This is a genomic window from Atopobium sp. BS2 (assembly GCF_000565075.1).
Taxonomy (GTDB): domain Bacteria; phylum Actinomycetota; class Coriobacteriia; order Coriobacteriales; family Atopobiaceae; genus Lancefieldella.
This window is the reverse complement of record NZ_JDFG01000019.1, coordinates 24,227-31,542: the sequence shown is the minus strand read 5'-3', so window position 1 is coordinate 31,542 and position 7,316 is coordinate 24,227. Positions and strand designations below refer to the sequence as shown.

The following is a 7,316-nucleotide window of genomic DNA, read 5'->3' as shown; positions in this document are numbered from 1 at the left end:
CGCTAACACGCTGCAGAATCATAATCACCCGCATATGAACTACCTCCCATTTCTTGGACATAAGAAATGGGAGGTAGTTCTATACGCCATCTGGCTTTTAAGATTTTGGATGATCCATGCAGCTGATTTCTGATACGTATAAAACCGCAGGAAAATAGCTTAGTTTCCGTAATTTTTTCTTTTAAGCACTTGAAATAATGGGTATATCAAAGAGAGAGCGAACAGCTCTAAAGAGATTGCCATGAGGCAGGGCGACATGTGTGCGACCACGTTAGTAGTCGTCCTGCCTCCATGGCATACGTTGCCTCGCATATCGAGAAAACTAAATGGTCGGGGCCATTTAGCGATGAAATTGAGTGTTGGGGGAACTCAATCTCTCAACGCAACGTGTAAACTATTGATAGCAGAAAAAAATTTTTATATATTCGGGAATTAGAAGAATTTTTTAAATTCATATAACACTTCCCGATTTTAGCGTAAAAATAGCGCAAGTGCCACACCAAATCCAAGAAATGGTGCAAAAGGAAATGTATACATAAATATACTATCTGAACTGGTAATTTCTTTTTTATTTCTGTCTTCTCTCTTTAAAAATTTACGCCAAATAAAGAACAGAAAAGAAAACATAACACCTAAAATATTTGCTAAAAATAAAAAGACAAATGTCTCTTTTATTTCAAGATAAAGGCATGTTGAGAGAATAAGTTTAATATCTCCCCCTCCCAGAGAAGACATATGACCTATAAATTTTGTAACTATACCTACTGTAACCATTACACATATAACAAAGAGCTCACTCCATAATGCATTCATCAGTAACTCAGTGCGCTTTTCATTTGCCACAAGCCAAATAGGCCATAAAAAAGCGAGCAAAATAGGGATTCTATTTGGAATAGTGCGATTTCGCATATCCGATATTGAAGCCCAGATATACATGACAAAAATAACCAACTCTCTCATAGACACCTCCTCAGTCAACCTTAGCAACATAGACAAGAATCAACTTTCTACACAGGTGCCGTTATTTAACTTATTGATGTAACAAGCTGAACATTCAACGTTCTTCTCGCCGCTCTTGGTTTTAGAGAGTCTTTTTGATTCTTCAGGATTTTCTTGCGACAAAAATCGGAAAGCTGTGAATGGTACACTTAGCACTCAGTTTCTAGAAAGGTCTTTCATGCCAAGCTCTTCGTATAAATCAAAACAAATGATTGTCATTCGTCGCGATCTTAAGATGCGAAAAGGGAAAATTGCTGCTCAGGCAAGTCATGCGTGTGTTGAAGCCACGCTTATGGCACTTGCAAAAGAGCGTCGACTTGATCAGGTTCGTGTTACCGATGATCAGAATTGGGTCTATTTGGACCATGCTGACGAAGATACCTCTGCAATCACTAACTGGTTTGATGCTGGCGTTGCAAAGGTATGTGTCTACGTTGATTCTGAAGAAGCGTTGCTTGAGCTTGCTGTCGAGGGAAAAGCTCGTGGTTTTGTCGTGGCCCTTATTAGGGACGCGGGCTTTACCGAGTTCCATGGAGAACCAACATTTACCTGCCTGGCATTTGAGCCACTGGCTGCAGAAGATATTGATCCGTTAACGGGCGAGCTGCCTTTATACTAGGCGCTCTACCTTTGTACTAGGCAATCTGCCTCTGTACTAGAAAGCTGCCTCTGTACTAGTGAGTTATCTCTGTACTAGCGAGAATACCTACATCAAGAAGGTATGGCTCATAACCTCGTCAAAGATAGTGGTAACTACAAACATACCAATTGAGGCATAAAGGATTGCTGCCTGCCAAGAAAGGTGATTGGTCTCGATTTTTGAAATACGAGGATCAAGCTTTCCTTCTTTAAGGCTGATGGGGTCATCAATATCGCGCGTAAAGCCCATCTGACGGTCCTCGTACTCTTTTCCACTAAAGAGCAGACCAACGCCGCAAGCAATAATTCCCAAAGAAGAAATGACGTACATAACACGGCGCACCCAGTCGATGCCCGTAAACATATCCATACCGCTGGTAAAGTACGCAAATGCGAAGATAACAGCACTCATTCCAGCTGCTGTAAGACAACCATAACCAAATGCACGCAAAGCACTCAGTGCCAGCTCTTTGAACTTCTCGCCACGAGAAGGTGTTTGTGAAAACTTGCTATCCATACACAACTCCTTGGTTGTTTATTTGTTTTCTGTATAGCTTATAGCGTATAGGAAGTCTGCTCTTGATGATACAATTTCTACAGTAAATCTTGGCAGGAGGACGCATGCGTATCGGCTTTGATAACGAGAAGTACATCACTATGCAGGCGGATCGAATCCACCAGCGTATCAGTGAATTTGGCGGCAAGCTCTACCTTGAATTTGGCGGTAAACTGCTCGACGACAACCACGCTTCTCGCATCCTCCCTGGATTTGCTCCAGATGCAAAAGCTCAGATGCTTCAGCAGCTTGCTCACGAGGCAGAGGTTGTCTTTGCCATCAACGCAAACGACATTGAAAACGGCAAGCGCAGAAGCGATATTGGTGTTACCTATGCCGATGACGTGCTGAGGCTTATGGACATCTTCCGTGCTCGCGGCCTTGCCATTGGCGGCGTTGTCATTACGCAGTACTCTGGTCAGCCAAAGGCAAAGGCCTATCGCGCGCGCCTAGAAAACATGGGCATTGCTGTATACCGTCACTACCTCATTGAGGGCTACCCTTCCAACATTGACCTTATTGTCTCGGCGGAGGGCTATGGTAAAAACGAGTACGTCAAGACTACGCATCCTCTGGTAGTTGTAACAGCACCTGGCCCTGGCTCAGGCAAGCTTGCTGTCTGCCTCTCGCAGCTCTACAACGAGAACGCCCGTGGAGTCCGCGCGGGTTACGCAAAATTTGAGACCTTCCCTGTTTGGAACCTTCCGCTCAAGCACCCCGTAAACGTTGCCTACGAGGCAGCTACGGCAGATTTGGGCGACAACAACATCATCGATCCATATCACCTTGAGGCTCACGGCAAGGTTACCGTTAACTACAACCGCGACGTTGAGGCTTTTCCTGTGCTCAAGGCCATGATGGAGAAAATCGCAGGTACCAGCCCATATCAGTCTCCAACCGATATGGGTGTCAATATGGTTGGCAACTGCATTATTGATGATGAGGTTTGCCAGGAAGCTTCCAAAGCAGAGATTGTACGCAGGTGGTTTAGGGCTGCCGAGAAACTCGAGCGTACGGGCATGGGTGAGCGTGAACTCACAAAGATTAATCTTTTGATGAAAGACGTTAACGTTGACCAGAACTTCTCGCCAGCTCATGCAGCTTGTCTGCACAAAGCAGAAGAGACAGGAAAGCTTGCGGGTGCTATAGTTATGCCTGACGGCACCATTATTACCGGCAAGACTTCGGAGCTTTTAGGTGCGCCAGCGTCGCTTTTGCTCAACGCCCTCAAATACGTAGTTGGTATTGAGAAGAAGACGTTTATTGTCTCAGATGAGGTCCTAAGGCCTATTTGCACGCTAAAAGAGAACAACTTTAAGCTAGCTCGCACCAGCCTCTGCGCCGACGAGATGCTCATTGCGCTCTCTATCAGCTCAATTACCAACCCATTGGCCGGAAAAGCCGTTGATGCCACGCAACTACTCCGTGGATGCGACGCGTATTTCTCGTCAATTATTCCAAGCGATGACGAGTCCATCTATCACAAGCTGGGCATTAACGTGTGTTGCGAGCCAATTTTTGAACAAGGACAATTCTTTCACCAGTGATTTTTAACAGCTCACATAAAAGCAAGAAAACGAGAAACTATACGACTCGTTCTAAAACTAAAAACACACCTGCTTCTGCAAACGCTTCAAAACGTAAGCAGCGGGCGATGCATACACTTGAGAAAAATTCCCAGAACAATCCTGTTGTCACATGGGGACTCATTACGCTGGCCATTGTATTTGTGCTGGCATTGTTGCAATCGTGCCAGGGACTTTTCTCCCTCTCTTTTGACAACAAACTGATCATCAAAAACGAAGTCCCCTATGAGTGGGAAAACCTCACCTATGATGCAACGGGACGCGCACATTATGTGGTGGACGGAGAAGAGCTCACTCGCACGGGCGTTGACGTCTCTTCTCACCAGGGGTTTATTGACTGGGAAGCTGTTGCTGCCGATGACATTCAGTTTGCCATGCTTCGCATTGGCTACCGCGGCTCCACCGAGGGTGGTATTCGCGCAGATGAGCTGTTTGAGACCAACCTAAAGGGTGCGCAAAGCGCTGGTCTTGATGTAGGTGTGTACTTCTTCTCGCAGGCTATTAACGTAGAAGAAGCTCGTGAGGAAGCTGCTTTTGTTTTGCAGCAGCTAAGAGAAGCAGGAGTTACAAAGCTTGCTCTTCCTGTTGCGTTTGATCTGGAGCCTTCTCCCGATTACAGCGGCCGCGCCGACAACCTTTCCCCCGCAGAAACTAACGCAATTGCGCGCGCGTTTTGCACCACTATTCAAGAAGCGGGATACCGCGTTATTGTGTATGGCAACAAAGTTGATCTAAATCGCTTTGACCTGGTCTCGCTTGACGAGCCTATTTGGCTGGCACAATACGTTGATCAGCCAGACGTAAACTTTAACTTTTTGATATGGCAATACACCTCAACAGGACAAGTTGACGGTATTACCGGTTCAGTTGATTTGAATTTGGACTTCTCACGCGTCTCTACAAGCAAGAGTCCAAAATAGCAGTTTACACGTCGAAACTGCTGAGTGCTCCACAGTCACGCCGCAACCTGTAAGGCTATCCGACCTTCACGGAACCAGTCAGGGTAACGGTAGGATCAAGCGCCTGAGCATGCGCAAAAGCGCCTCCTGGGCTACATGAACTTACCAGCGTAAACACTACCCACAAGATGATGGCTGCAAGCAATACTGCCAGCGCCACACGACCCAGCCTCATGCGAGAAGAACGACGTCTCCTGGCCGCATATGCTGCCTGAGCTTCATCTCTGGGGTTGAGCGTGCCATAGTGATTGCCGTAAGCAGTTCTTGCTCGACCACGTGCACGGGCGGCATCTGCACGGGCATGGTTAACGGGATTTGTTGGGCGATCTTGCGTCATCCTACGCTGCGCCTGTGCACGGCTTCCAACAGCTGCGTGACGACCTCGTACCGCACGTGGAGAAGTAGAAGACTCCCCATTACGAGAGACAGTAGGTGGAACTTGAGCTGGACGCTTTTTCTTACCAAAACCAAAGAGGTTGTTCTCTGCCATCAACAATCCTTGCTAAAAGATTCGTTTACCGAAAAAAGAATACACCGACTTTGCTTTTCTCGCCTTGAAAAGGATCTATCCCGTTACAATAAAGCGCTATACAGACTGATTTTCTGTAAAGTCTGCACAATTGGAGTTCATGGGGGACGCGTGAAGAAACTTTTACTGATGGCAACAGGAGGAACTATTGCTTCTGTTTCCACTGAATCGGGCTTGGCTCCCTCACTTTCGGGAGAAGAGCTTTTAGCCAACGTCCCTCTTGTTCATGACCTCTGCGAATTTGATTTCAAACAAGTCATGAATATCGACAGCACCAATATGCGCCCTCAAAACTGGCTCCAGATCAGAGACGCCATTATTGAGTCGTACGATGCCTACGACGGCTTTATTATCCTTCACGGCACCGATACCATGGCATATACCGCCGCTGCCCTCTCCTACCTCATCCAAAATAGCGAGAAACCCATTGTGCTCACAGGCTCTCAGCAGCCAATGGCAAATCCGTTTACCGACGCCAAACTCAACCTCTACCACTCCGTTCTCTACGCACTTGACGACAGAAGCGCCGGAGTTGTGGTGGTTTTTGGCAACGAGGTTATTGCCGGCACCCGCGCTCATAAACAGCGCACCCTGAGCTTCAATGCATTTACGAGCATGAATTATCCACCGCTTGCCCACATCCGTGGCAACAAGATTATTCGTAGTGCTCCAAATCAAGAGCAGGTAGATGGCGGTCTTACCACCTATGAAACGCTTAATACACGTGTCATTGTGCTTAAACTGACCCCCGAGCTTAATCCATCTATCTTCTACCTTCTGAAGAATGACTACGACGCTATTGTGCTTGAAACCTTTGGTATTGGTGGCATCCCCTCATACGACGGCTCTTTTGAGGAAGCTATCACCGATTGGATTGCGTCTGGTCGCACTGTAGTTATTACCACACAAGTTCCTGAAGAGGGTCTTGACCTGGGTGTATATGAAGTTGGTAGAACCTATCAAGATATGCCCGGCGTTCTCTCTGGAGACGATATGACTACCGAAGCCCTGGTTGCAAAAACTATGTGGATGCTTGGTCAGACCTCCGATCAACGAGAGCAAGAAAAACTGTTCTACCAGGTAATTTGTAACGACAGAATTCCACAGTCCGTGGATACAGAAATTTGCGAGTAGCCGATGAGAGACGCCACATTTAAACCTACCGTGCTCTACCTAATTGCGCTTATCATCTGCGGTTCTAACGGAATCGTTGCAAGCTTTATCAATCTTCCTAGCTATCAAATTGTCTTCTTCCGTATGCTTTTGGGCACGCTCTTTTTGCTCGCGGTTAAACTTGTGCATAAAGAAGCTTTTACCATTCAAAACTACCCCAAGGACTTCCAGGCACTCATTGGATCAGGCATTGCCTTGGGTCTTCAGTGGACCTTCCTTTTTGAGGCGTATCACCTGGTAGGCGTTGGTATTGCAACACTTGAGTATTACTGCGGTCCCGTTATTGTAATGGCGCTCTCTCCCCTTTTATTTGGCGAGAAACTCACTGCTAAAAAGATATTTGGCTTTCTTGTAGTTGTTATTGGAGCTGCCCTTATTATTGGCTATGGAGTTGGACTGAACCTCTCGCCAGTTGGTCTTCTTCTAGGCGCTCTCTCTGCTGTTCTTTATGCCGTCATGGTTATTTGTAACAGGCAGCTCAAAGATGTTTCTGGTATTGAAGGCACCAGCATTCAACTGGGCATTGGCTGCGCTATTGTTGCTCTGGTTACTGTTGTATTCCATGGCATTGAACTGCCCGCAAATCCAGCGTCGGTAAACTGGCTGGCCGTTCTGACCATCGGTCTCTTTAACACAGGCCTTGGATCATTTTTGTATTTCCCACAACTTACCAAGATTCCTGTTCAGCGCGTGGCAGTCTTTGGCTACCTTGAGCCACTATCTGCAGTTATTTTCTCGGCACTTATCCTTGGCGAGCCCTTTGGTCTTCTCAAAATAATAGGCACCGCCTGCATCATAGGCGGTGCCATCTTTGCTGAGCTATCAGGCGCCTCTTCGGACAAATCAGAGGCTATTGAAACTCCACTGTAGCGTCT

General features: G+C 46.7%; 8 protein-coding genes. 5 read left to right on the top strand and 3 right to left on the bottom strand.

Annotation, left to right across the window (positions count from 1 at the left end; genetic code table 11):
• Positions 1-471 precede the first annotated feature (471 nt).
• On the bottom strand, positions 472-960 hold the full coding sequence (locus HMPREF1492_RS02345) for an A24 family peptidase (protein ID WP_035435534.1): 489 nt from the start codon (positions 958-960) through the stop codon (positions 472-474).
• Between the two features lie 217 nt (positions 961-1,177).
• On the opposite strand from HMPREF1492_RS02345, the gene pth2 reads away from it, so the two are divergent.
• Entirely contained in the window at positions 1,178-1,618 is a 441-nt protein-coding gene (gene pth2, locus HMPREF1492_RS02340; RefSeq protein ID WP_035428325.1) for an aminoacyl-tRNA hydrolase, read from the top strand.
• Between the two features lie 87 nt (positions 1,619-1,705).
• Here the strand turns inward: pth2 and HMPREF1492_RS02335 are convergent, their stop codons facing one another.
• Positions 1,706-2,155 (bottom strand): hypothetical protein, encoded by a 450-nt coding sequence (locus HMPREF1492_RS02335; protein WP_035428323.1) that lies wholly within the window; start codon positions 2,153-2,155, stop codon positions 1,706-1,708.
• A 104-nt stretch (positions 2,156-2,259) separates the two neighbouring features.
• On the opposite strand from HMPREF1492_RS02335, the gene HMPREF1492_RS02330 reads away from it, so the two are divergent.
• Together HMPREF1492_RS02330 and HMPREF1492_RS02325 are read left to right on the top strand one after the other, a co-directional pair.
• Entirely contained in the window at positions 2,260-3,741 is a 1,482-nt protein-coding gene (locus HMPREF1492_RS02330) for a DUF1846 domain-containing protein (protein ID WP_035435532.1), read from the top strand.
• 107 nt (positions 3,742-3,848) lie between these two features.
• Positions 3,849-4,700 (top strand): glycoside hydrolase family 25 protein, encoded by an 852-nt coding sequence (locus tag HMPREF1492_RS02325; protein ID WP_232215592.1) that lies wholly within the window; start codon positions 3,849-3,851, stop codon positions 4,698-4,700.
• A gap of 55 nt (positions 4,701-4,755) precedes the next feature.
• On the opposite strand, the gene HMPREF1492_RS02320 is transcribed toward HMPREF1492_RS02325, so the two are convergent.
• Complete coding sequence (locus HMPREF1492_RS02320; protein ID WP_035435529.1) at positions 4,756-5,229, bottom strand: hypothetical protein; 474 nt, start codon at positions 5,227-5,229, stop codon at positions 4,756-4,758.
• 150 nt (positions 5,230-5,379) lie between these two features.
• Between HMPREF1492_RS02320 and HMPREF1492_RS02315 the strand changes: the two genes are divergently transcribed.
• Together HMPREF1492_RS02315 and HMPREF1492_RS02310 are read left to right on the top strand one after the other, a co-directional pair.
• A complete protein-coding gene (locus HMPREF1492_RS02315) occupies positions 5,380-6,402 on the top strand; it encodes an asparaginase (RefSeq protein ID WP_035435527.1) in 1,023 nt (340 codons plus the stop codon).
• Positions 6,403-6,405: 3 nt separating this feature from the next.
• Positions 6,406-7,311, top strand: coding sequence for a DMT family transporter (locus HMPREF1492_RS02310; RefSeq protein WP_035435526.1), 906 nt, complete (start codon positions 6,406-6,408; stop codon positions 7,309-7,311).
• Positions 7,312-7,316 lie beyond the last annotated feature (5 nt).